22 protein-coding genes are annotated in these 21,132 nt (G+C 69.1%); 9 read left to right on the forward strand and 13 right to left on the reverse strand.

Annotated elements, in window-relative coordinates; all coding sequences use genetic code 11:
• Positions 1-2: 2 nt before the first annotated feature.
• From C4V41_RS35525 to C4V41_RS35545, 5 genes are all read right to left on the reverse strand, one after another.
• Entirely contained in the window at positions 3-1,160 is a 1,158-nt protein-coding gene (locus tag C4V41_RS35525; protein ID WP_103960366.1) for a CU044_5270 family protein, read from the reverse strand.
• A complete protein-coding gene (locus tag C4V41_RS35530; RefSeq protein ID WP_235030575.1) occupies positions 1,157-1,735 on the reverse strand; it encodes an RNA polymerase sigma factor in 579 nt (192 codons plus the stop codon). Before C4V41_RS35530 ends, C4V41_RS35525 begins: the two co-directional genes overlap by 4 nt.
• Positions 1,736-1,970: 235 nt before the next feature.
• A complete protein-coding gene (locus C4V41_RS35535; protein ID WP_103960367.1) occupies positions 1,971-2,915 on the reverse strand; it encodes a hypothetical protein in 945 nt (314 codons plus the stop codon).
• Between the two features lie 9 nt (positions 2,916-2,924).
• Positions 2,925-3,461 carry a GNAT family N-acetyltransferase gene (locus C4V41_RS35540; RefSeq protein ID WP_235030576.1) on the reverse strand — a complete coding sequence of 179 codons (537 nt, stop codon included), beginning with the start codon at positions 3,459-3,461 and terminating at the stop codon, positions 2,925-2,927.
• Between the two features lie 69 nt (positions 3,462-3,530).
• Entirely contained in the window at positions 3,531-4,052 is a 522-nt protein-coding gene (locus tag C4V41_RS35545) for a hypothetical protein (protein ID WP_103960369.1), read from the reverse strand.
• A 228-nt stretch (positions 4,053-4,280) separates the two neighbouring features.
• Here C4V41_RS35545 and C4V41_RS35550 point away from each other — a divergent pair, with 228 nt between their 5' ends.
• Positions 4,281-4,844: a dihydrofolate reductase family protein gene (locus C4V41_RS35550; RefSeq protein ID WP_103960370.1), complete on the forward strand. Its 564-nt coding sequence runs from the start codon at positions 4,281-4,283 to the stop codon at positions 4,842-4,844.
• Here C4V41_RS35550 and C4V41_RS35555 read toward each other — a convergent pair whose 3' ends face one another.
• Positions 4,845-5,231, reverse strand: coding sequence for a tautomerase family protein (locus C4V41_RS35555; RefSeq protein WP_103960371.1), 387 nt, complete (start codon positions 5,229-5,231; stop codon positions 4,845-4,847).
• A gap of 62 nt (positions 5,232-5,293) precedes the next feature.
• On the opposite strand from C4V41_RS35555, the gene C4V41_RS35560 reads away from it, so the two are divergent.
• Entirely contained in the window at positions 5,294-5,761 is a 468-nt protein-coding gene (locus tag C4V41_RS35560) for a MarR family winged helix-turn-helix transcriptional regulator (RefSeq protein ID WP_200824447.1), read from the forward strand.
• Between the two features lie 101 nt (positions 5,762-5,862).
• Here C4V41_RS35560 and C4V41_RS35565 read toward each other — a convergent pair whose 3' ends face one another.
• The 4 genes from C4V41_RS35565 to C4V41_RS35580 all read right to left on the reverse strand — a co-directional run bounded on the left by C4V41_RS35565 (position 5,863) and on the right by C4V41_RS35580 (position 10,582).
• The gene (locus tag C4V41_RS35565; protein WP_200824448.1) at positions 5,863-6,705 is read right to left on the reverse strand and encodes a glycosyltransferase family 2 protein; all 843 of its coding nucleotides are present in this window, start codon (positions 6,703-6,705) and stop codon (positions 5,863-5,865) included.
• A gap of 456 nt (positions 6,706-7,161) precedes the next feature.
• Positions 7,162-7,902 (reverse strand): succinate dehydrogenase/fumarate reductase iron-sulfur subunit, encoded by a 741-nt coding sequence (locus C4V41_RS35570; protein WP_103960372.1) that lies wholly within the window; start codon positions 7,900-7,902, stop codon positions 7,162-7,164.
• The gene (locus C4V41_RS35575) at positions 7,899-9,821 is read right to left on the reverse strand and encodes a fumarate reductase/succinate dehydrogenase flavoprotein subunit (protein WP_103960373.1); all 1,923 of its coding nucleotides are present in this window, start codon (positions 9,819-9,821) and stop codon (positions 7,899-7,901) included. The genes C4V41_RS35570 and C4V41_RS35575 overlap by 4 nt, the downstream gene beginning before the upstream one ends.
• A complete protein-coding gene (locus C4V41_RS35580; RefSeq protein WP_103960374.1) occupies positions 9,818-10,582 on the reverse strand; it encodes a succinate dehydrogenase cytochrome b subunit in 765 nt (254 codons plus the stop codon). The genes C4V41_RS35575 and C4V41_RS35580 overlap by 4 nt, the downstream gene beginning before the upstream one ends.
• Positions 10,583-10,715: 133 nt before the next feature.
• Between C4V41_RS35580 and C4V41_RS35585 the strand changes: the two genes are divergently transcribed.
• The 7 genes from C4V41_RS35585 to C4V41_RS35615 all read left to right on the forward strand — a co-directional run bounded on the left by C4V41_RS35585 (position 10,716) and on the right by C4V41_RS35615 (position 18,040).
• Positions 10,716-11,645, forward strand: a complete 930-nt coding sequence (locus C4V41_RS35585) for a LysR family transcriptional regulator (RefSeq protein WP_103960375.1) — start codon at positions 10,716-10,718, stop codon at positions 11,643-11,645.
• A gap of 34 nt (positions 11,646-11,679) precedes the next feature.
• On the forward strand, positions 11,680-12,813 hold the full coding sequence (locus tag C4V41_RS35590) for a PP2C family protein-serine/threonine phosphatase (RefSeq protein WP_103960376.1): 1,134 nt from the start codon (positions 11,680-11,682) through the stop codon (positions 12,811-12,813).
• Positions 12,810-13,952 (forward strand): sensor histidine kinase, encoded by a 1,143-nt coding sequence (locus C4V41_RS35595; RefSeq protein ID WP_103960377.1) that lies wholly within the window; start codon positions 12,810-12,812, stop codon positions 13,950-13,952. Before C4V41_RS35590 ends, C4V41_RS35595 begins: the two co-directional genes overlap by 4 nt.
• On the forward strand, positions 13,949-14,410 hold the full coding sequence (locus C4V41_RS35600; protein ID WP_103960378.1) for a response regulator: 462 nt from the start codon (positions 13,949-13,951) through the stop codon (positions 14,408-14,410). Before C4V41_RS35595 ends, C4V41_RS35600 begins: the two co-directional genes overlap by 4 nt.
• A gap of 178 nt (positions 14,411-14,588) precedes the next feature.
• Entirely contained in the window at positions 14,589-15,374 is a 786-nt protein-coding gene (locus C4V41_RS35605) for a hypothetical protein (RefSeq protein ID WP_103960379.1), read from the forward strand.
• Between the two features lie 12 nt (positions 15,375-15,386).
• Positions 15,387-17,288 carry a fumarate reductase/succinate dehydrogenase flavoprotein subunit gene (locus tag C4V41_RS35610; RefSeq protein WP_103960380.1) on the forward strand — a complete coding sequence of 634 codons (1,902 nt, stop codon included), beginning with the start codon at positions 15,387-15,389 and terminating at the stop codon, positions 17,286-17,288.
• The gene (locus tag C4V41_RS35615; RefSeq protein WP_103960381.1) at positions 17,285-18,040 is read left to right on the forward strand and encodes a succinate dehydrogenase/fumarate reductase iron-sulfur subunit; all 756 of its coding nucleotides are present in this window, start codon (positions 17,285-17,287) and stop codon (positions 18,038-18,040) included. The genes C4V41_RS35610 and C4V41_RS35615 overlap by 4 nt, the downstream gene beginning before the upstream one ends.
• 48 nt (positions 18,041-18,088) lie before the next feature.
• Here C4V41_RS35615 and C4V41_RS35620 read toward each other — a convergent pair whose 3' ends face one another.
• The 3 genes from C4V41_RS35620 to C4V41_RS35630 all read right to left on the reverse strand — a co-directional run bounded on the left by C4V41_RS35620 (position 18,089) and on the right by C4V41_RS35630 (position 21,124).
• A complete protein-coding gene (locus tag C4V41_RS35620) occupies positions 18,089-19,384 on the reverse strand; it encodes a hypothetical protein (RefSeq protein WP_103960382.1) in 1,296 nt (431 codons plus the stop codon).
• 98 nt (positions 19,385-19,482) lie between these two features.
• A complete protein-coding gene (locus C4V41_RS62190; RefSeq protein ID WP_160150502.1) occupies positions 19,483-20,664 on the reverse strand; it encodes a hypothetical protein in 1,182 nt (393 codons plus the stop codon).
• A 64-nt stretch (positions 20,665-20,728) separates the two neighbouring features.
• The gene (locus tag C4V41_RS35630) at positions 20,729-21,124 is read right to left on the reverse strand and encodes a (deoxy)nucleoside triphosphate pyrophosphohydrolase (protein ID WP_103960384.1); all 396 of its coding nucleotides are present in this window, start codon (positions 21,122-21,124) and stop codon (positions 20,729-20,731) included.
• Positions 21,125-21,132 lie beyond the last annotated feature (8 nt).

Consider the following 21,132-nt stretch of genomic DNA (forward strand, 5'->3'; position numbering starts at 1 on the left):
CCTTACTTAACAGGCTTCTCGTCGGTCCAGCCCGCCTCCAGCAGAACGCTGGAACCCCGTACATCGCCCGGCTCGAAACCGGTCTCCCCCTTGCCCGCCCGCACCTCGACGGTCTCCAGGGCCAGCGGCCGCCCGGTCGCCTCGTCGAAGATCAGCCGGTTCTCGGTGATCCCGCCGCCCCGCCCGGGCTCCTCGACCGACACGGCCGTACCCTGCCGGCCTTCGGTGTCGGTCACGTCCGCGGCGACCTTGACGTCATCGAGCTCGGCCAGCATGCGGAACGCCGCCCCGCGCACCTCGGGCGTCACCGGCATGTCCATGATCAGGCCGACGCTGACCCTGAACAGCCACGCGTCCCCCGACATCTTCTCGCTCGTGGACTCGGTGCCATGCCCCTTGTACGAGGCCAGCAGCCACTTCTTCAGCTTGCCCGGGTCGCTCGGCAACTCGCGGAGATCCTTCATCGACACGTTCTTGCCCAGCCAGAACACCTTGTCGCCATCGACCAGCGGGCTGTGATCCGTCCTGACCTTGCCCGGGGAGGTGGACACCTTGATCCCGAAGCGCTTACCCGGCACCACGATCTCGATCTCGGACGGAGACCCCGCCTGCTCCCACGCCTTCCGGTCCGCGTCCGTGGCGGGCTCGGCACCGAGCGACTGGCTACGGAACCACTGCGCGCCACCGACGGCGCTGGGCGTCCACTGCTCGGACTTCTGCTTCTCCAGGACCAGGTAGCCGCCCTTCTCCGCGACGGACAGGTGCCGCAGCACCGATTCGCTGTGCCAGTAGTCGCCGCTGCCCTCGCTCTGCCGATCGGCGTTCTCGGCCGCGGCCAGCAGCACGTCCCGCGCCGACAACTTCACGGTGGTCTTCGGGCTCGTCCGCGCCACGGCGGGCCCCTTGCCGGGCGTCGTGGGCAGCGTCGTGGGCAGCGTCCCGCTCCCGGACATGCCCACCGCCACCGCGGTCACGGCGGCCGCCGCCGCCCCGGCCAGCCCCAGCCCCCACGCGGGCCGCACCACCCTGGACTTCCGCCTGGCCCGCTGCCGGGGCCCGGACATGGCCAGGGCCAGCTCCACGGACCTGGTGTGCTCGTCCACCGGCCGATCACCGAGATGCGCGGGCCGAGCGGCTCGAAGTTCGTCGATCGGGTTCATGACCACTCCTCGCTGAGATTGCTCGCGTGCTTCCGCTTCCGTACGGGGGCCGTTTCCGTGGCTTCCATCACCGTGGCTTCCATCACCGTGGCTTCCATAGCCGTGGCTTCCATCGCCTGCTTGAGCCGCTTGCGCGCCCGATGCAGCCGCACCCGGTACGCCGCCGACGAGCAACCGATCACCCGGGCGGCCTCCTTGGGCGACAACCCGTGCCAGGCGACGAGGATGAGAATCTCCCGGTCGTCCTCCTCCAACGAGGCCAGCGCCCGCAGCACCCCCATCCGCTCGGTCACCAGATCGGCCACGTCCCCCTCGGTCCAGGCCCGCAGCTCGGCCCGGATGGCCTCCCTGCGCACCTCCGCCCGTACGTTGTCCCGCAGCACGTTCCTGGCGACACCGAGCAACCAGGGAAGAGCCGGCTCTGGTACGTCGTCCAGCCGCCGCCAGGCGATCGCGAACGTCTCACTCACCACCTCGTCCGCCACCTGCCGACCCGCCCGGCTGACCACGTAGGCCCAGACCCGTTGTCGGCATTCGTCGTACATGCTGGTGAACCGGTGCGAATCATCCGTCACCCGCCCAGCCCCTTCGTTCGGAATGCGTTCTTCTGACACCAGGAAGTGGTCCGGGCCCACGCGTTGTTACACGCCCTCAGAGATAATCGGGCACGACCGACCGACCACTCCACTAAGATTCGTAGTGGCGATATCACGCCGGGTGATGGCGGCCAGGGCTTCGTTCAATGTGCCAGGACTTCCTCCACGGGCAGAACCCTGGCGTCTGGGTTGGGGAACGACGTCCTGGCCGCCTTTATCCAGTGCCTCGCTGCCACCAGTCGAGCACTCGGAGCGCGCGGAGAGTGTTCCAGCGGCTCGCCTTCCCCACACCCTCCTCCTCCAGGTCGAAGTGGACACGACCTGGATGGACACGGTCGAGCGGCCAGCGGCCGTCGGGCCGCCGCTTCGACCGGACGATCTCCACGGCCTCCGCCATCCGGGGATCCGGTTCCGCCCCCGACCGCCGGAAATAGTCGAGCGCGCGCAGCACGTCGTGATGCCAGTAGTACGGGAAGGCGAAGTCGAGATAGGCCGCATCGGCGACCTCACCGGTGCTCTTGCGGCGGAACAGACCGCGTTCGAGCAGATATTCCTCCCCGCCGCGCCGCGCCTGGCGCACCGCCGTGGACAGGCCGGTCGCGCGCTCGAATTCGAGCAGCCCGTCCAGCACGTTGATCGTCGTGTCGAACGAGGAGCGCACGGACCCGTTCTCGGCCTCGCAGTTCCATCCGCCGTCGGCGAGCCGCTCACCGACGACCCGCTCCACGACCGCCGAGACGTCCACCCCGAAGTACGCGCCGGTCTCGATCGTCCTGCCGTTGATGCACGGCTCGACCTCACCGTCGAAGTATCGCTGCCCGGCGTGCTCCCATCGCCCGTGCTCGGCGACGAGCCCGATCGCGCGCCGCGCCGCCTCCGACGCCGGGTCGAGCCCCAGGATCTGCAAGGTCTGCAGGGTGTGCATCGTCGCCGTCCAGGGCTGGCCGGGATCATCGCCGGCGTAGGACCCCGGGAAACAGGCACCGCCGTCCCACAACCCGTCGGCGCCCTGCAGCGCCAGGAGGCGAGCGCCCCAGCCCTCACGCTCCACGCGAGCCCGCTCGGCGGCGACCTCGTCGGGCGAGGCGTCCGTGAGATCGCGCAGCGCCTGCCAGCGGATGGCGGGGTCGGATTCGAGCAGCCAATCGATCGCGCTCATCGTCGCACCCTAAGCCTTCCGGCGGACGGGCTTCAACGAACCCGGCTGTCGCGCCATGAAGACGTCGACGGGGTCCTGAGCCTCCACGGTGAACCCGTGACGTTCGTACAGCCGCTGGGCGGCGCTGCCCCGCAGGACGTTCAGGCGGACGAGCACGCCGTCGGCGTCGGTCTCCCTCAGCACCGCCCGTAGGACGGCCGATCCGATCCCCCGGCCCTGGAGGCTCGGGTCGAGGAAGAAATGCTCCAGCCATCGCTCATCCTCGGCCGGGCGGACGGCGACACAACCCGCGAAGGCACCGGCGACCATGATGATCCGTGCGTGCTGCGGGGCGTAGGAATCCCGCAGCCGCTGCCGTACCCGATGCTCGTCGAACCGCCCCAACCGCTCCAGGTCCGGGCGCATCACCACCGCCCGCAGCTCCGCGATCGCCTCGACGTCCGCCGGCTCGGCGGCACGCAGCGACCATTTAACGGGATGGTCCGAGTCGCTCCCCGAGGGCTTCTGACCTGGTCGCATCTGGCCTGTGTTCGTGCTCGTGCTCATCGTCGGAGAAGCATAATGCGCCGTTGTGACCACGTATGCGCGAGGGCGAATCCCACTCGCGGACCGCTGTCAGCAACCGATGGCGGCGGTGGTCTGGGGACGTTCCGAGGCGGGGTCCAGGGTTATGGGGAATGTCCGCCCATCGGCCACCCGGATCTCCACCGAGCTCGGCCCCGTCCACGTGACCGAGTCGAAGGCGTCGTCGGGGTTGTCGTCGTTGAAGCAGGCGAGATCCCACTCCTTACTGAGCGGCCCGGCGTCCCTGCGGACGCTGAGCCACATCACCGCGTCCGGCCCGTCAACGAAGCCGGCCTCCTTGGTGGAGGTGAACGCAAGGGCGATCATTCCCACGAACAGCGCGCCGGCGGCGCCCAGCGCGGCAAGGACGACGATCAGGACGCGTAACCACCGCCGCCGCAGTCCGACGGCGGCGGCCCACGCCATCAAGAGGCAGGCCAGCGCGGCGAACGCGAACGGATGGTTCAGGTGCTCCCTCAAGAGCACCAGGTCGGAGTCATGGAAATACGCCAGAGCCGCGAGGCCCGCCGCGCAGAGCGAAGCGGGCAGCAGGACGAGTGGGCGAGCAGGCATCGCGGATCCCATCGGTGAGGTGCCATCGAGATCATGACAGCGGCGCGGTACCGTAACCGCGCAGTGCACACAATCTCCACGAAACCCGCACAGCTCCGGAGCGACGCCTCCAGGCCGTGATTCGAGCCGGCCGCCGGGGCGGCCGGACCCAGGAAGTCCCACGAGCCGCGATGAGTTCTGCGGCGCGCGGCGGTCGTACTGACGAACCCGTCACCGAGGAGGACTCCGATGCGCAACGTGATCTATTCGATGAGCGTCTCACTTGACGGCTACATCGTCGGGCCGGACGGCGGCTTCGACTGGACGATGCCCGACGAAGAGGTCTTCCGCCTGGCCGTCGACGAGACCCGAGGGATCGGCGTTCACCTGTTGGGACGACGGCTGTACGAGACGATGCTGTACTGGGAGAACGCCGACCAGAACCCATCGCTCGACGACGCGGAGCTCGAATGGGCCGCGCTCTGGAACCCGCTCCCCAAGGTGGTGTTCTCCACCACGCTGTCGGCGGTGCAGGGCCATGCCCGCCTGGCCTCCGGCAGTCTGGCGGAGGAGATCGAGCGGTTGCGCACCGAACCGGGGGAAGGTGACATCGGGATCGGCGGCGCGACTCTCGCCGCCGAGGCGGCCGCGCTGGGCCTGATCGACGAATACCGGGCGAGGGTCTATCCGGTGCTGGTCGGTGGTGGTATTCCGTTCTTCGCCCAGCGCGAGCGCCGGGTGGATCTCGAACTCGTCGAAACCCGTACCTTCAAGTCGAATGTCGTCTACCTCCGCCACCGCGTGGTGCGCTGATCAGCCGTCGACGATCACACCTCCGATCGCGGTGCGGCCGGCCGGGGTGGCGACGAGTTCGACCGAGGTGGTGTCGCGCAAGTGCGCCCCAAGGACGCCGGCGACGGCGTCGGTGACGGTTCGTACGAGTCTGGCGACGAGCTCGCCGCTGTCGGGACGGTCGAACGCCGCCGCCCGGATGCCGAACGTGATCGCGGGTGCGGCCTCGTCGACCGGCTTGCCTCGCACGCCCCACCGCCCGGCGGGTACGCCGTCGAGGTGGATGACCGCGACGTCGCGCGCCCACTCGCCGTACACGTCGGCCACCGCGTCGGTCAGCGCGGCGATGAGGGCCGATTCGTTGCCCTGGAGCTGCGGCTCCAGGGCTCGGACCGTCAGATGTGGCATTGTGGCTCTCCTGTTTGTTCTTAAATTAGCTTTGATGTCAAAGGTAATCGGCGAGGTGCCCGATGGTCAACAACACGGACGGCATGGCCACCGACCAGGCGGTGCGGGCCATGCTGCTGCTGATGCCCAGGCTCGTCGGGCGGGCCAAGCGGCTGCCCATGCCGGAGGCGCTGCGGACGCTCGATCTCGCGCCGCGCCATCTGTCGCTACTGGCCTACCTGCAGTACGACGGTTCGCTGACGGTGAGCCGGCTGGCGGAGCGGCTGGAGATCGCTCCGACGACCGTCAGTCTCATGGTGGGCGACCTGTCTCGCCGTGGTGTCCTGACGCGGGAGGAGGACGAGGCCGACCGGCGACGACGGGTGGTCGCGATCGCACCGCGGTACGTCGAGCCGATCCGCGAGTGGCTGGCGGGCAGCGCGGAGGCGTGGACCGAGGTACTGACCGACCTCACGCCGGCCGACCGCGCCACGATCGTACGGACGATGCGTGCCTACGAGACCGCCTTGGGCAAGCGGACGCACGACTGAGTCGGGTACGGACTGTTCGGACCGGCTCGCGCATCTCAGGTCTGGGAGCCCCCGAAGGGCCCTGAGCGGCTCGCGGCCGATCATCGCGGGGTGAGGTGCCGTCAGCAGACCGGGGGGCGTCCCGCCCGGGCCAGCCGGGCCACCGTGGACCAGCGCATCGGTGCGCGGGTGCCGTATCCTCCGCGCAGCCCCTCGGCGAGCCCGGCAAGGGAGGCGCGGAACGCCGCGAGGCCGCGCAGGCGCCACAGCGCCACCAGGACCCAGGTGGCGAGGTTGAGGGGGATCAGCGGGGCGGGCAGGTTGCGGCGTGCCAGCCAGACCCGGTTGCGGGCGTTGAGACGGTGGAAGTTGGCGTGACGGGCCGGGTTGGTGGCCGGGTGATGGACGATGACGTCCGGCGCGTAGTGGCCGACACAGCCGCGGTCCCACAGCCGCCAGGCCAGGTCGACTCCCTCATGGAAGAGGAAGAAGTGGCCGGGCCACCCGCCGACGGCCTCGAACATGTCGCGGCGGACCATGACGACGCCCTCGGCCATGACCGTCGCGATGCCGTCCCGGTCGGGGTGGGAGGCACGCAGGCGGGGCACCCAGCGGCGCAGGGTGAGGCCGGTGACCGGGTCGGCGATGCGCGGCTGGACGAAGGCGCGGCGCGGATCGCGGCTGAACTCCGCGGCGAGGCGGGACAGCGCGTCGGGGGCGGGCAGTACGGCGTCGTTGTCGAAGAAGAAGATCAGCTCGCCCTTGACGTTGGCGGCGCCGACGTTGCGCCCCTCGGGGATGCCCACGTTCGTCGGCAGCTCGACGGCCCGCACGCCGTCCGGCACGTGGTCCGGTGCACAGCCGTTGCCGACCACCACGATGTCCAGGTCAACGCCGTCCTGGGCCAGCAGGGAACGTATGGCGGCGGGGAACTCCTCGGGCCGGTCGTTCATGGTCAGGACCACGGCGCCGATCGTGGGGCGTGCGGTGACAGTGCTCAGCGGTCTTCCTTTGCTGCGATCAGGCGCGCTGGTGCCGATGACGGCGCGGTCAGGTGAGGTTCGTGAGCCGCTCACCGTGCTGCCATGCCGTCGTCACGCTGCGGACAGCCCAGCTTAATGGGCTGTGCAGGTCCGCCGGGGCTGATCAGGGGAGAGCGTCACGTCACCGGCTGTCAGCCTCCCTGCTGGGCGCGGATGGCTGGGGGTTTCGGGCGCAGCGGTGAAGGGCCCTCAAAAACGCGGCCCACGGGTGATCAGCTCGATGCCGGAGGGCCGTTTTGGCAGCGCTCCGGGGGCTGGGTGAGGCGCCGTCAGCCCACTTCACGGGTGGGTGCGCCAGACGCCGGAGGCGCCCAGGCAGGACAGCCTGAGCGCCTTGGCGCGCGAAGACCTTTTGGGGCGGGGCCCACCCGCCAAGGGCTACTTGGCGTTGGCCTTGAGGTAGTCGCTGTTCATCTGGGCGATCGTGTCCAGGGGGATGCCCTTCGGGCACACCGCCGTGCACTCCCCCGTGTTCGTGCAGCCGCCGAACCCTTCCGAGTCCATCTGGTCCACCATCGCCTTGGCCCGCGTCAGGCGCTCCGGCTGCCCCTGGGGGAGCAGGCTCAGGTGGGTGATCTTGGCGGCGGTGAAGAGGGAGGCGGAGCCGTTCGGGCAGGCCGCGACGCAGGCGCCGCACCCGATGCAGGTGGCCGCGTCGAACGCCGAGTCCGCGTCCTCCTTGCGTACCGGGACGCTGTGGGCGTCCGGGGCCGAGCCGGCCGGGACCGAGACGAAGCCGCCCGCCTGGATGATCCGGTCGAAGGCGCTGCGGTCCACGACCAGGTCCTTGACGACGGGGAACGGGGCCGCGCGCCACGGTTCGATGGTGATCGTGGCGCCGTCCTCGAAGTGGCGCATGTGGAGCTGGCACGTCGTCGTGGCGACCTGCTCGCCGTGTGCCACGCCGTTGATGACCATGCCGCACATGCCGCAGATGCCCTCGCGGCAGTCGTGGTCGAACGCGATCGGGTCGTCGCCCTCGATGATGAGCCGCTCGTTGAGGACGTCGAGCATCTCCAGGAAGGACATGTCCGGGGACACGTCCTCCACCCGGTACGTCACCATGCGTCCCGCGTCCGAGGGGCCGCTCTGCCGCCAAACGCGCAGGGTCAGGTTCACTTGTAGCTCCGCTGGGTCATCTTGACGTACTCGTACTCGAGCGCTTCCTTGTGCAGCACCGGCCCCTTGGAGGAGTGCTCCCAGGCCGACACGTGGGCGAAGTTCTCGTCGTCGCGCAGGGCCTCGCCGTCGGCGTCCTGGGACTCGGCCCGGAAGTGGCCGCCGCAGGACTCCGTACGGAGCAGGGCGTCCAGGCACATGAGCTCGGCCAGGTCGAAGAAGTCGGCGACGCGGCCGGCCTTCTCCAGGACCTGGTTGAGCTCCTCGGCCGTGCCGCTCACCTTGACGTTCTGCCAGAACTCCGCGCGCAGCTCCGGAATGCGCTCCAGCGCCTTGCGCAGCGACTCCTCGGTACGCTCCATGCCGCAGTAGTCCCACATGAGCTTGCCCAGCTCGCGGTGGAAGGAGTCAGGGGTACGGGTGCCGTTGACGGCCAGCAGCCGGTCGATCTTGCTCCGGACCCGGATCTCGGCCTCGGCCACGGCCTCCTCGTCGACGTCCCCGAACGGGCCGGCGGCCAGGTAGTCGCCGAGCGTGGTCGGCAGGACGAAGTACCCGTCGGCCAGCCCTTGCATCAGGGCCGACGCCCCGAGGCGGTTGGCGCCGTGGTCGGAGAAGTTGGCCTCACCGATGACGAACAGCCCGGGAACCGTGGACTGCAGGTCGTAGTCGACCCACAGCCCGCCCATCGTGTAGTGGACGGCCGGGTAGATGCGCATCGGCACGTCGTACGGGTTCTCACCCGTGATGCGCTCGTACATCTCGAAGAGGTTGCCGTACTTCTTCTCGACGGCGTCGCGCCCGAGCCGGTCGATCGCGTCCCGGAAGTCCAGGTAGACGCCAAGGCCACCGGGCCCGACGCCGCGGCCCTCGTCGCAGACGTTCTTGGCGGCCCGGGAGGCGATGTCCCGCGGCACCAGGTTTCCGAAAGCGGGATAAATCCGCTCCAGGTAGTAGTCGCGTTCCGTGTCCGGAATGTCGCCAGGGGCCCGCTTGTCGTCCTTCAGCAGCGGCACCCAGACCCGGCCGTCGTTACGCAGCGACTCCGACATCAGCGTCAGCTTCGACTGGTACTCGCCCGACACCGGAATACACGTCGGGTGGATCTGCGTGTAGCAGGGGTTGGCGAAGTACGCCCCCCGCTCGTGCGCCCGCCAGATGGCGGTCGTGTTGCAGCCCTTGGCGTTCGTGGACAGGAAGAACACGTTCCCGTACCCACCGGTGGCCAGCACCACGGCGTCGGCCAGGTGGCGCTCGATCTCGCCGGTCACCATGTCGCGCACGATGACGCCACGCGCGCGACCGTCGGAGACGATCACGTCCAGCATCTCGTGCCGCGTGTGCATGGTCACGGTCCCGGCCGCGATCTGCCGCTCCAGCGCCTGGTACGCCCCCAGCAGCAACTGCTGCCCCGTCTGACCCCTGGCGTAGAACGTACGGGAGACCTGGGCCCCGCCGAAGGACCGGGTGTCGAGCAGCCCGCCGTACTCACGCGCGAACGGCACCCCCTGCGCCACCGCCTGGTCGATGATGTTCACCGAGACCTGCGCGAGCCGGTAGACGTTCGACTCACGGGCGCGGAAGTCGCCACCCTTGACCGTGTCGTAGAAGAGCCGGTAAATGCTGTCACCGTCGCCGCGGTAGTTCTTCGCGGCGTTGATCCCGCCCTGCGCGGCTATGGAGTGGGCCCGCCGCGGCGAGTCCTGGTAGCAGAACGACTTGACGTTGTAGCCGAGCTCGCCCAGCGTCGCCGCGGCCGAGCCGCCCGCCAGGCCGGTGCCGACCACGATCACGTTGAGCTTGCGCTTGTTGGCCGGGTTGACCAGCTTGGCGGAGAACTTGCGCTTCTCCCAGCGCTCCTCGATGGGTCCCTCGGGCGCCTTGGCGTCCTTGATCTCGGGACCTTCGGTGTACTTCACTTCACAACTCCGAACGTGATCGCGAGGGGCGGGGCCAGGAAGCCGATCACCAGGACCGCGGAGACCAGCGCGGCCGAGGCGCGCAGGGCCTGGTTACGGGTCCGGTTGGCCCAGCCGAGCGTCTGGAAGGCGCTCCAGATGCCGTGCCGCAGGTGCAGGCCGACCATGACGACGGCCACGAAGTAGATCAGCGTCACCCACCACCGGGAGGGGTCGAAGCCGGCGATCATCCGGTCGGCGGGGGCCGAGTTGAAGCCCTTGGGGTTCACGACGCCGAAGGTCAGGTCGAGCAGGTGCCAGACGAGGAAGAGCACGATCGTCAGGCCGCCGAACCGCATGATGTGCGTGGCGTAGCCGTTGGCCTGCGACTTCTTCTTGGCGACGTACTTGACGGGCCGGGCCTTGCCCGCGCGGCGGGACAGCGAGATCGCGGCCCACATGTGCAGGACGACCGCGACCACGAGCCCGATCTCCAGGATCGTCAGGACCGTGCGGTACGGCGCGAACGGCTCCAGCAGCGTGCGCAGCCAGTGGGCGTAGTCGTTGAAGGAGTCACGGCCGAAGAAGATCTTCAGGTTGCCGAGCATGTGGAGGACGAGGAAGCCCACCATCGCGGCACCCGTGACCGCCATGACGACTTTCTTGCCGTTCGACGAGCCCAGGAACCCGCCCGGCTTCTTCCGCGTTGGAGCGTTCTTGGGAGAGTTCTGGGGAGCGGTAACAGGCGCGGTCGCAGCGCCGCGCTCTATCGTGGCAGTCACGATTTAGACGCTAGATATCCAGCAATGATCCGTCCAAGTCATCACAGGTCTGGTTTCGATAGCCAAAGGCTATGATGTCTGGAATATAGGTTGACAGGGCCCTGACCGGCGCGGTCGGTGCGAGGAAAATCACATGCAGTTTCAGCAGCTCGCGTACTTTGTCGCCGTGGCGGAGACCCGGCATTTCACTCAGGCCGCCGAGCGCATGAGAGTCGCCCAGCCGTCGCTCAGCAAGCAGATCAAGGCGCTGGAGGACGATCTGGGCGCGCGGCTGTTCTCGCGGGCGCGCGGCAACGTCACGCTCACGGGCGCCGGCGAGGCGCTGCTGCCCCTGGCCCGCCGCATCCTGGCCGACGCCGACACCGCCCGCCAGGAGGTCGCCCAGCTCGCGGGGCTGCGCAGGGGCCGCGTGCGCCTGGGCGCCACGCCCTCCCTCTGCGCCGGGCTGCTGGCCGACGCGCTGGCGCGCTTCCATCGCGAGTATCCCGGCATCGAGCTGCTGGTGGAGGAGGGCGGCTCACGCGACCTGATCAGGGCCCTGGCGCGCGGGCAGCTCGACCTCTCTCTGATCATCATGCCGCTGCAGAGCGACGACCCCTCGCTGGTGACCGAGGAGATCCTGCGCGAGAACCTCGTCGTCGTCTCGTCTTCCCACGCGCACGTGAAGGGCCCGTACCTGCGGATCGAGGACCTGCGCGGCCGGCCGATGGTGATGTTCAGGCGCGGCTACGACCTGCGGGAGGCTACGCTGGCGGCGTGTCGGCAGGCGGGGTTCGAACCCCGGCTGGCGGTGCAGGGCGGGGAGATGGACGCCGTGCTGCGGTTCGTCGAGGCGGGTCTCGGCGTGGCGGTGGTTCCCTCGATGGTGCTCGACGGCCGGCCCGGGCTCTCCGGGACACCGCTGGCGCCACCGGGGCTCAGCCGGACCATCGCCCTGGCCCACCGCAAGGACGTCGAACCGACCAGGGCGGCACAGGCTTTCAGGGAGACTTTGCTTTCCTTCGTTGTAGAAGCAGGGCATGAGGGCACGCTTCCGCAAGGGGTAGAACTCATCGCAGAATGAGCAGCAACTGCTCCCACAGCACGGAGAGGCGTCTGTGACGGCCAATCTCTCGGAAACGCTGACGCTGCTCCTCATCGAGGACGACGACGGCGACGCCTTCCTGGTCGAGGAGCTGCTCAACCAGGCCGTCGCGCCCCCGAAGATCTTCCGGGCGCGGAGCCTGCAGGAGGCCAAGGCGCAGCTCAGCCCCAAGATCCAGTGCGTGCTCGTGGACCTCTCGCTGCCCGACGCCAACCGGCTGGAGGCGCTGGAAGAGGTGCTGGCGATCGCCCCGCACGCGGCCGTGCTGGTCCTCACCGGGCTGCGCGACGTCCACGTCGGCGTCACCGCCGTACAGGCGGGAGCACAGGACTACCTCGTCAAGCAGGACGTGGACGCGCGGCTGCTGGCCAGGTCCATCAGATACTCGATGGAGCGCAAGCGGGCCGACCTGGCCCAGCTCAAGCTCGTGCAGGCGGAGCTGATCACCGCCGAGAACGCCAGGCTGGAGAGCGCCCTGCTGCCCGGCCCACTGCTGGGCAGCGCGGACATCGAGCACATGACCCGCTACCTGCCGGGCAGCGGCGGGACACTGGCCGGCGACTTCTTCGACACGGTGCAGACGCCCGACGGCGCGGTGCACCTGGTGATCGGCGACGTGTGCGGGCACGGCCCCGACGAGGCCGCGCTCGGGGTGGCGCTGCGCATCGCCTGGCGCACGCTGGTGCTGGCCGGGCAGACGAGCGACACGCTCCTGCGCACGCTCGACACGCTGCTGCGGGCCGAGCGCAAGGCCCCCGAGATCTTCACCACGCTGTGCACCGCCACCATCTCCCCCGACCTGCGCCGGGCCAGAATGCTCGTGGTCGGCCACCCGCCGCCGGTGCTGCTGCGCGGGGGCGTCGTCGCGCTGCCGGACGGCACCCCGTCAGGGCCGCCGCTCGGGATCTTCGCCGACGTGGAGTGGTCGGAGATCGACGTGCCGCTGGGCGACGACTGGTCGATGATGCTCTACACCGACGGCCTGATCGAGGCCGCGGTGGGCGAGCCCGACGGGCTCCTCGGGGTCGACGGCCTGGTCAATCTGGTACGCGAGCACGGCACCATCGACCTCGACAGGCTCATCACCCATGTGGGCACACTGAGCGACGACCTCGCCGTGGTCCTGGTGCGGAGGAGAAAAGCATGAGCATCCACCCGTTGCCCCCGCCCAGAGAACCCATCGGGCTGGGCAGGGTGCCGGTCGGCCGCTGGTTCCTCATCATCGGGGCGGCGGCCGGCGTCGCGTTCGTGGCCGGGGGCGCGATCGTCATGACGATGACCGCCGAAGCCGTCCGGCTCAACCCGAGACCGGACGTGGCCGCGCAGCTCGACCGGCTGATCGTGGCGCTGATCGTGCTGTTCGCGGTGCTGCTCGTCTGCGGCGTCGGCCTGTGGGTCATGGTCCGCTACGCCGTGCTGCGGCCCATCGACCAGCTCACCGAGCAGGTCCGTACGGTGGCCGCCGGCGACTTCGACCACGACCTGCACGTCGACCGCCCGGCGGAGCTGGCCGAGCTGTCCAGCCACATCGACTCCATGCGCGCCCGCATCGTCTCGGCCTGGCGGGTGGCCGCCGACCAGACCGAGGAGCTGCGCAGGTCGAATGGGGAGCTGGAGCAGTTCGCGTACGTCGCCAGCCACGACCTCCAGGAGCCGCTGCGCAAGGTCGCCAGCTTCACCCAGATGCTCGAACAGCGCTACGGCTCCCAGCTCGACGAGCGGGCCAAGCAGTACATCCACTACGCCGTCGACGGCGCCAAGCGCATGCAACTGCTGATCAACGACCTGCTCGACTTCTCCAGGGTCGGCCGCGTCACCGGCGAGAAGACCGCGATCGAGTCGGGCAAGGCGCTCGACACGGCACTGGAGAACCTCTCGGCCACGATCGACGACACCGGGGCCACCGTCACCAGAGACGAGCTGCCCCGGCTGTACGGCAACCCGCTGCAGCTCACCCAGCTCTTCCAGAACCTCATCGAGAACGCCGTCAAGTTCCGCTCGGAGGAGCCGCCGCGCATTCACATCGGCGTCGCGCGCTCGGGCGACATGTGGGAGTTCAGCTGCGCCGACAACGGCATCGGGGTCGAGCCCAAGTACGCCGACCGCATCTTCCTCATCTTCCAGCGCCTGCACGCCCGCGACGTCTACCCCGGCACCGGCATCGGGCTGGCGCTCTGCCGGAAGATCGTCGAGTATCACGGCGGGCAACTGTGGCTCGACGGCAACGCGGAGAGCCGTGGTGCGACGTTCCGCTGGACGATACCCGCGACGGGAGACGAGAGATGAACGGCTGGCGCCCCATCGAGGTGCTTCTGGTCGAGGACGACCAGGGAGACATCCTGCTCACCAAGGAGGCGTTCGACCTCAACAAGGTGCGCAACCGCCTGCACATCGTCAACGACGGCGAGCAGGCGATGGCGTTCCTGCAGCGGGAGGAGGGCTTCGCCGACGCGCCGCGGCCCGACCTGATCCTGCTCGACCTCAATCTGCCGCGGATGGGCGGCATGGAGGTGCTGCGGGAGGTGAAGGCCGACGCCACGCTGCGGACGATCCCGGTGGTGATCCTGACGACCTCGGAGGCGGAGGAGGACATCTTGCACAGCTACCGGCTGCACGCCAATGCATATGTCTCGAAGCCGGTGGATTTCGAGCAATTTATCCGTGTTGTCCGCCAAATAGATGATTTTTTCGTGACTGTGGTTAAGTTGCCGGTCCAAGGGCAGGCCCCTGACGGGCCTACGTGACAGGAATCACAGCCGGTCATCGAAAAAGTGAGTGACCCCGCTCACAAATCTCGATCCCGTCGTCGTAACGTATCCCCCACCAACGCGCGCCTGAGCGGATACCGCCGTCCGCGCGCCCAGCTAAACGAAACCACGGACCCCCTGCGCGACGGGTCCGCGGGAGGTGGAGAGGTCCGCGATGACCCAGACGACGCCCGAAGCCCCGGTCAGAAGGCAGCGTGCGCAGATCAAGGTGCGCACCCTGCGCACAGACAGATGGTGGCTGGTCCCGCTCCTGACGTTCCTCGGGCTCAGCTCGTTCCTCGTCTACGGCGTGTGGGCCATCTTCGACGGAAGTTACTTCCTCGATCCCTACATAGCGCCATTTTCCTCGCCCTGTCTGGCCACGTCCTGCCCTGAGGGCGCGCGGCTGTTCGGGCTGGCCCCCTTCGGCGACTGGTACACCCTGCCGCCGGGGCTGCTGATCCTCGGTCTGCCCGGTGGCTTCCGGCTGACCTGCTACTACTACCGCAAGTCGTACTACCGCTCGTTCTGGCTGTCGCCGCCCGCGTGCGCCGTTCAGGAGCCCCACGGCAAGTACACCGGCGAGCGCCGCTTCCCGCTCATCCTGCAGAACGTGCACCGCTACTTCTTCTACGCGGCCATCGTGATCGGCCTCGTCCTGGCCTACGACGCGGTCCTGGCGCTCATCCACAAGCCGCTGGGCCTGGGCACCTGGATCCTGATCCTCAACGCCGTCCTGATCAACGCCTACACGCTGTCGTGCCACTCCTGCAGGCACATCACCGCGGGCAGGCTCAACCACTTCTCCCGTCACCCGCTGCGCTACCGGGCCTGGACGTTCGTCTCCAAGCTCAACGCCAAGCACCAGCCCCTCGCGTGGGCCTCGATGTTCTCGGTCATGGGCGCCGACCTGTACGTCCGCCTGGTGGCCAAGGGCATCATCGTCTTCCCGTACGCGTAAGGACCGTCTTCAGTGGAAAACTCGCTAAACACAGAGCGTCACGAGTACGACGTCGTCGTCATCGGCGCGGGCGGCGCCGGCCTGCGGGCCGCGATCGAGGCCCGCCAGCAGGGTAAGAAGACGGCGATCGTCTGCAAGTCGCTGTTCGGCAAGGCGCACACGGTCATGGCCGAGGGCGGCGCCGCCGCCGCGATGGGCAACGTCAATTCCGACGACAACTGGATGGTGCACTTCCGTGACACCATGCGGGGCGGCAAGTTCCTCAACAACTGGCGGATGGCCGAGCTGCACGCCAAGGAGGCGCCCGACCGCGTCTGGGAGCTGGAGGCCTGGGGCGCGCTGTTCGACCGCACCAAGGACGGCAAGATCAGCCAGCGGAACTTCGGCGGGCACGAATACCCACGGCTCGCACACGTGGGCGACCGTACCGGGCTGGAGCTCATCCGTACGCTGCAGCAGCGCGTCGTAGCGCTCCAGCAGGAGGACTACGAGACGCACGGCGACCACGAGGCCTACATCAAGGTCTTCGCCGAGTGCACGATCACCCGCCTGCTCAAGGACGGCGACGCGATCTCCGGCGCGTTCGGCTACTGGCGCGAGACCGGCAACCTCATCCTGTTCGACGCCCCGGCCGTGGTCCTGGCCACCGGCGGCATCGGCAAGTCGTACGTCGTCACCTCCAACTCCTGGGAGTACACCGGCGACGGCCACGCCCTGGCCCTGCTCGCCGGCGCGAACCTCATCAACATGGAGTTCATCCAGTTCCACCCCACGGGGATGGTCTGGCCGCCGTCGGTGCGCGGCATCCTCGTCACCGAGTCGGTCCGCGGTGACGGCGGCGTGCTGCGCAACTCCGAGGGCAAGCGCTTCATGTTCGACTACATCCCCGACGTCTTCAAGGACAAATACGCCACCACGGAGGAGGAGGGCGACCGCTGGTACACCGACCAGGCCAACAACCGGCGCCCGCCGGAGCTGCTCCCGCGTGACGAGGTGGCCCGCGCGATCAACGCCGAGGTCAAGGCCGGTCGCGGCTCACCCCAGGGCGGCGTCTTCCTCGACGTCTCCACCCGGCTGCCCGCCGAGGAGATCAAGAAGCGGCTGCCGTCGATGCACCACCAGTTCAAGGAGCTGGCCGACGTCGACATCACCGCCGAACCCATGCAGGTGGGCCCGACCTGCCACTACATCATGGGCGGCGTCGAGGTGGACGCCGACAGCGGCGTGTCCGCGGTGCCGGGGCTGTTCGCGGCCGGTGAGGTCTCCGGCGGCATGCACGGCTCCAACCGGCTGGGCGGCAACTCGCTGTCCGACCTGCTGGTGTTCGGGCGCCGGGCGGGCGCGGGCGCGGCCTCGTACATCGACGGCCTGGCCACCCGCCCCAAGGTCGAGCCGGAGCAGGTCGAGTCCGCGCGCGAGGAGGCGCTGGCGCCTCTGGGCCGCAGCGGCGAGAACCCCTACGAGGTCCACAACGAGCTCCAGCGCACGATGAACGACCTCGTCGGCATCATCCGCAAGGCCGAGGAGGTCTCCGAGGCCCTGGGGGTCGTGGAGAAGCTCAGGGAGCGCGTGCAGCTCGTCGGCGCGGCCGGCTCACGCATCTACAACCCCGGCTGGCACCTCGCGATCGACCTGCGCAACATGGTGCTCGTCTCCGAGTGCGTGGCGCGCGCCGCGCTCCTGCGTGAGGAGAGCCGCGGCGGGCACACCCGCGACGACTTCCCCGGGATGAACCCGGAATGGCGCCGTAAGGTGCTCGTCTGCTCCACCGAGGACGGCTCCACGGTCAAGGTCGAGGAGCAGGTCCAGCCGTCCATGCGCGAGGACCTGATCACCCTCTTCGACCGGGACGAGCTGAAGAAGTACCTCACCGACGAAGAGATCGCCGAATTCGACGGGATGAAGAAGGCATGAGTTACAAGGCAAAGTTCAAGGTTTGGCGCGGTGAGGGCGGCGAGGGCAAGCTCGAGGACTTCACCGTCGAGGTGAACGAGGGTGAGGTCGTCCTCGACATCATCCACCGCCTCCAGGCCACGCAGGCGCCCGATCTGGCCGTGCGCTGGAACTGCAAGGCGGGCAAGTGCGGCTCCTGCAGCATGGAGATCAACGGCAAGCCGCGGCTGGGCTGTATGACCCGCATGTCCACCTTCGAGGAGGACGAGACCATCACGGTCACGCCGATGCGGACGTTCCCGGTCATCAAGGACCTGGTGACCGACGTGTCGTACAACTACCAGAAGGCGCGGGAGATCCCCTCCTTCACGCCTCCGGAGGGGGTGCGGCCCGGCGAATATCGGATGAAGCAGGTCGATGTCGAGCGGTCGCAGGAGTTCCGCAAGTGCATCGAGTGTTTCATGTGCAACAACGTCTGCCACGTGATCCGTGACCACGAGGAGAACAAGACCAACTTCTCCGGTCCCCGCTTCCTCATGCGGATCGCCGAGCTGGACATGCACCCCTATGACGTGGCCGACCGGCAGGACTCGGCCCAGGAGGAGCACGGGCTCGGCTACTGCAACATCACCAAGTGCTGCACCGAGGTCTGCCCCGAGCACATCAAGATCACTGACAACGCGCTGATCCCGATGAAGGAGCGCGTGGTCGATCGCAAGTACGACCCGCTGGTCTGGCTCGGCAACAAGATCTTCAAGCGTTCGAGCAAGTAGCTCCAACGCGAAAGGGGGGCCGGACGTCCGGCCCCCCTTTCGCGTTGGCTACTTCTTGCGGCCGAAGCGCCTGCGCTTCGGGTCCGGCATCTCCTTGGTGGGCTCCTGCGGCGGCTGAGGCTCCGGGAGCGGCGTGACCGCGGTCACGTCCTCGTCGGCCGGTACGTACGGCGGCGGGTCGTAGGACGGCTGGTCGTGCGACGGCTTGGACGCCGGCTCGAACAGCGACCCGGGCTGCTGCTGCCACGGCTCGGAGTCGCCAGGCTCGGCCGCCGAGGCCGCGCCGAGCTGCTGGTCGTGGACGCCGTCCTCGTAAGGGGTCGCACCGCCCGGCGGAATGTCGGAGGGCGGCGGCTCCGCCGGGACCAGCGGCTCGAACATGTCGCGCTCGCGGGACACGGGCGGCTCGTGGTTGTAGGAGTCGAAGTCGTCCGGGTGCAGCACCACGGGCTCCGGCGGCGGGGCCTGCGCTGTGGGCGGCTCCTGGACGTACGCCTGGGGCGGGTACGGGTGGTTCGGGTCCGCGTACTGGGGCGGGCCGCTCGGGTAGGTCTGCACGGGCACGAAGCTGATGATCGGCGCGTACGCCGTGCCGCCCGGATAGCCCGGAGCGGGGAAGCCCGCCGTGGCGTAGCCGGGACCCGCCGGGTAGCCGCCGCCCATGGGCGCCGCGTTCGGCTGGCCCGCGCCCGCGTGCGGCCCGGCCTTGCGCACCGCCGCCGCGTGGGCCATGCGGCGCAGCCGTCCCTCGAAGATGAGGACCGCGAAGAGCGCGAGCAGGACCAGCACCAGGGCCGGGATGCTCAGCCGCTGCGTCAGCGTGCGCTGGTCGAACTCCGGCGTGCCGGCCCGCAGTTCGAGCGGCACCTCTTCGGAGGAGGAGGCGACCTGCGACTCGGACGGCGCGGACGTCGTGGCGGGCAGCGACTCGCTCGGCGCGATCGCCGGCATCTCCACCGACGGCTCGGTCGTGGGCGTGCTGGACGTGGCGGGCGGCACCTCGACGCTCTGCGTGGGCAGCGGCTGCGGGTTGTCCGGAGTGCTCGCGGGGGTGCTCGCCGGAGGCGGGGTGGTGCTCTTCTTCGGCGTGGGCGACTTGGTGGTCTTCGTCGGAGTCGCGGTGACGGTCTTGGTGATCGTCGTCTCCGGCTCCTCTTCGGGAGTCGGCGCGGTGATGGTGGTCGTGACGGTCGTCTCCGGCGTGGTCTCTTCACACGTCTCGACGTCGACGTCGCAGCCTTCGACCGGATCGTACGCCGCCACGGACGACGCACTCGCGCTCTGCACGATGAACGGGGTCGCTCCGGCGCCGGTGAGCCCGAGCGCCAGGACGATTGCGGACACGGCTGTCGCTCGTGTGCGTGCCACCGTTGTCCTCCGCGTAGTCCCGGAACCTTGGTCAAGGGAATACTAGCCGGGTAAAAGTAACAGTAAAGACGGATTTACAACACCTTTCTACGGCTACCTCCTCGTTGTACCGTGACAAAAAGCCACAGGGCCCCCAGAAGTACCGCGATACCTGCGGCGACCATGGGAAGAGCCCGAGGGCCGTCGATCGGGCTGACCCACCCGGCGGGCTCGACCGGACGTGTTGACATCGCCATATCCCAGGGCCATGGTGCCTCTCCGCTTTCGGACGAGAACAGAGCGCTCGGGGCCACACTGGGCAGAGGCGCCGCACTGACCAGAGGCGCCACGCTGATCTGAGGGACCACACTGGGCAGGGGCGCGGTCAGCTCTTGCGTCGCACTGCTCGCGAGCGGCTGCGGCGTGACCACGGCGACGGTGGGCCCCGGCGAGGCCACGCCGCCCCGAGCCTGCCCCTCACGGCTCACGGCGGCCCGCTCCGTGGCCCTGGGCCGCACCCGTTCGGTGGCGCCGAGCAGCGCCCGCTCGGTGGCGCTGGGACGCTCTTGTACGGCGACGCCCCCAGCGCCCTGCGAGGTGACCACGGCCGTCGGAGTGGCGAGCGCCGTCGGAGTGGCGGGCACTGCCGGACGAGCGGACGCCATCGGACGAGCGGACGCGGCCGGACGAGTGGGCGCTGCCGGACGGGCGGACGCCATCGGACGGGCGGATGCGATCGGACGGGCGGATGCCGCCGGAATCGTGCGAGCCGTCAGAGGCGTCCCCTGGACGGCGGCCGTCCTGGTCACGGTCGTCAGCCCGCCGCCCGCCGGATCCCGCAACCTGGCCACCGCCGCGAGCACCACTTCCGTGTCCCCCGCCGGCGCGGTGACCGCGACCTCCACGGCCCGCTCACCCGCGACCTTCCCGAGCGCGCACACCCGCACCCCCGGAGTCACGACCGAATCCCCGCCGGTCAGCGCCCGCATGGCCACCGCCCCGGCCGCGTCGGAGTCCGAGACCGGCACCTCAGGACCACCCGCCAAGGCGGTCTCCGGCGCGCAGGTCACCTCCGTCAACGCCTCAGCGGGGCTGACCGCCACCGCCACCTCGACCCCTTTGCCCACCCCGTCAAGCCGCACCCGGAACCGCTGCACGTCCCCGCCGGCCCCCGGAAGGCGCTCGATCACGAGCGACACCCCGGCCGCCGCCACCACCGGTACGGCGGGCACCGCGGCCAAGACCAGCGCCCCGGCAATGACCCAGCCACGCCGCATCCCGCCCACTCCCCCACCACGACAAACTACGCCTAGTAGTCATTGTGTCGCAGAGGGGGATGCTTTAATCCCGAAGCAGCAGATTCTCCACGGTCTTCATGACGGGCAGATCGGCCCCCAGCCAGGGAACGTCGTAGTACTCGTCAGGCCCCAGCCACCGCAGCGCCAGATGCTCCTTGGCCTCCGGGGTGCCCGAGATCAGGGAGCAGAGCCAGGCGCGCATCACATACCCCTCGGCCAGCGGCCAGTTCCCGCCGACGCGCTCACCCACCTCGATCTCCACGCCGAGCTCCTCGCGGCACTCCCGGACCAGCGCCACCGCCTCGCTCTCCCCCGGATCCACCTTGCCCCCGGGAAACTCCCAGCCACCGGCGAGGGCCGGGGGCTGGGCGCGCTGCGCGGCCAGCACCCGTCCCTCCTGGTCCACGATCACCGCGGCCACGACCACGATCTCGCTCATACAGTGAA

This window comes from Nonomuraea solani (assembly GCF_900108335.1).
Classification (GTDB): domain Bacteria; phylum Actinomycetota; class Actinomycetes; order Streptosporangiales; family Streptosporangiaceae; genus Nonomuraea; species Nonomuraea solani.